This is a genomic window from Roseisolibacter sp. H3M3-2 (genome assembly GCF_029211165.1).
Lineage (GTDB): Bacteria > Gemmatimonadota > Gemmatimonadetes > Gemmatimonadales > Gemmatimonadaceae > Roseisolibacter.
Genome location: NZ_JARGEK010000501.1, coordinates 1 through 2775, shown reverse-complemented (window position 1 = coordinate 2775; position 2775 = coordinate 1). Strand labels below are relative to the sequence as shown.

The window sequence follows — 2775 nt, the reverse complement described above, 5'->3', positions numbered from 1 at the left end:
CGCCGCCCCTCGCTGGCGCCGCGCCCCTCCTCGCGCAGCGTGGCCTGCACGTCGCCGCGCCCCACCGCGAGCGCCGCCGCCAGCCCGACGACGACGAACGTCAGCACCGCCAGCGCCGCCGTCACCGCCAGCGCGCCGCCGTCGAGCACCAGCTCGGCGTACGACGGGAGCGCCGCCAGCGCCTGCCCGCGCAGCGCGCGCAGCGCGACCACCGCCAGCAGGATCCCGAGCGCCCCGCCGGCGACCGCCAGCACCGTGCTCTCGGTGAGGAGCTGGCGCGCCAGCCGCCCGCGCCCCGCGCCGAGCGCCGCGCGCACCGCGAACTCCTTGCGGCGCGACAGCGTGCGCGAGAGCATCGCGCCGGCGAGGTTGGCGCACGTGATCACCAGCACCAGCCCCGCGCTCGCCATCAGGACGACGAGCGCCGTGCGCGTGTCGCCGACCATCGCGTCGCGCACCGGGAGCGTCGCCAGCGACACGCCCGAGTTCCCCTCCGGCTGCTCGCGCGCGATCGCCTCGCCGATGGCCGCGACCTCGCCGCGCGCCTGCTCGACGGTGGCCGTGGCGCGCAGCCGCCCCACGAGCCCGTAGTTCTGCCGCCGGTACGCGCGCACCGGGTCGGCCAGCGCCTGCCGCCAGCCGAGCAGCGGGAAGTAGAAGTCGACCGACCCCTCGGGGCCGACGAAGCCGCGCGGCAGCACGCCGACCACCGAGCGCGGGATCCCGTTCACCAGTACGGGCCGGCCGCCGACGACGGCGGGGTCGCCGCCGAAGTGCCGATGCCACGCCTCGTGGGTGAGGAGCACGCTGAACGCGGTGTCGGCCTGCGCGTCCTCGTCGCGCAGCAGCCGCCCGCGCCCCGCCGCGACGCCGAGGGTGCGGAACAGCTCCGGCTCCGCCCACAGCACCTTCACCACGCGCGGGTCGTCGCCGGCCAGCAGCGTCGCCTCGCGCGGCGTCCCCTCGAACGCGGCCAGCCGCTCGAAGGCGCGCTGCCGCTCGCGCACGTCGCGGATGGTGCCCGCGCTCAGCGGCCCCTTGTCGGTGCTCCCCTGCGCCCAGCGCCCGTACACGCGCACCACGCGGTCGGCGCCGGCGTACGGCAGCGCGTCGAGCAGCACCGACTTCACGACGCCGAACACCGCCGCGTTGGCGCCGATGCCGAGGGCCAGCGTGACGACGGCGAGCAGCGCGAACACCGGCGCGCGGCGCAGCGCGCGCACGCCGTAGCGCAGGTCCTGCCCGAGGTCCTCGCGCCAGCCGCGCCGGTGCTCGGCGCGCCGGTCCTCGGCCAGCAGCTCGGCGCACTCGCTGCGCACCGTGCCGACGTCGCCGAAGCGCGCGAGCGCGCGGGCGCGCGCCTCGGCGGGGGCCATGCCGCGCGCCTCGTACTCGCGGACGCGCTCCTCGAGGTGGAACGCCAGCTCGGCGTCCACCTCCTGCTGCGGGGGGCGGCGGAAGGGGCGCATGGTCATCGCGCCCACGCCGGCGCGCGCGTCGTGCCGACGGCCAGGGTGACGGCGGCGGCGAACCGCTGCCAGCCGGACGACTGCTCGCGGAACTGGCGCTCCCCCTCGGCGGTGAGGACGTAGAACTTGGCCTTCCGGTTGTTCTCGGAGACCCCCCACTCGCCGCGGATCCACCCCTTCCGCGTCATGCGGTACAGGGCGGGGTAGAGCGACCCCTCCTCGACGCGCAGGGCGTCGCCGGTCGAGCTCTCGATCCAGCTGGCGATGCCGTAGCCGTGCATGGGGCCCCACGTGAGGGTCTTGAGCACGAGCAGCTCGAGGGTGCCCTGGAGCAGTCCCGAATCCTTGGCGAACACCGACGCCTCCTTTCCTCTTCTGGTCTAGGGGAGAAGCTGACGACGTTCCCTTAGATCGGCCAGGGGAGGGGAGGGTTCACGAGTGGTTCGAAAAGGCTGCGGGCTGCGGGCTGCGGATTCGAACCCGCAGTCCGCAGCCCGCAGCCCGCAGCGTCACCCGATGCGGACGCCCGCGCGCTCGAGGTCCGCCCGCACGCGCGCGTCGGAGGCGGGGACGACCGACCGCGTGAGTTCCCACAGGACCGTCGTCCCGAAGCCGGCGGCCGCCGCGTCCTCGGCCGTCCACTTCACGCAGAAGTCGCGCGCCAGCCCGCACACCGCGACGTCGGTGATGCCGCGCTCGCGGAGGTAGCCGGCGAGCCCGGTCGCGGGGCGGCGCCCGTCGGCGTCCCAGTTGTTGCGGAAGCCGCTGTACGAGTCGACGTCGCGCTGCGTCCCCTTCCGCACGACGGCCGACACCGCGTTCCACGGCAGCCCGCGGTGCAGCTCGGCGCCGTAGGTGCCCTGGACGCAGTGGTCCGGCCACAGCGTCTGCGGGTGGCCGTGCAGCGTGACCTCGTCGAACGGGCGGCGCCCGGCGTGCGCGCTCGCGAACGAGGCGTGCCCCGGCGGGTGCCAGTCCTGCGTCGCCACGGCGAGCGCGTACGGGAGCCGCTCCAGCAGCGCGGCCAGCGGGGCGAGGATCGCGTCCCCGTCGGCGACGGCCAGCGCGCCCCCGGGGAGGAAGTCGGGCTGCACGTCGACGACGATCAGCGCGGTGGTCGAATCCATTGGCAGGGATGTTGTACGGAATGTCCGGCTCAATGGATACCGACGACGCCACCGACGTCCCAGTGCGCCGCCCGCGCCTCCCCGACGCCGCGCTCCCGCCGGCCGACGGCGGCGCCCCCGTCGCGCTGCGGCTGCCGCGCACCGGGACCGCCCTCGCCGTGCTCGGCGACGCCCCCGAC

3 protein-coding genes are annotated in these 2775 nt (G+C 76.1%); all 3 read right to left on the bottom strand.

The genetic code is table 11. From position 1 onward, the window contains the following. Nucleotides 1-1475, bottom strand: a 1475-nt coding sequence (locus PYV61_RS23645) for an ABC transporter permease (RefSeq protein ID WP_275836334.1), incomplete at its 3' end; no start/stop codon positions are given. Then, a complete protein-coding gene (locus PYV61_RS23640) occupies nt 1472-1825 on the bottom strand; it encodes a PadR family transcriptional regulator (protein ID WP_275836333.1) in 354 nt (117 codons plus the stop codon). The genes PYV61_RS23645 and PYV61_RS23640, both read right to left, overlap by 4 nt. A 153-nt stretch (nt 1826-1978) precedes the next feature. Next, complete coding sequence (locus PYV61_RS23635) at nt 1979-2596, bottom strand: nicotinamidase (RefSeq protein ID WP_275836332.1); 618 nt, start codon at nt 2594-2596, stop codon at nt 1979-1981. Between the last annotated feature and the right edge of the window lie 179 nt (nt 2597-2775).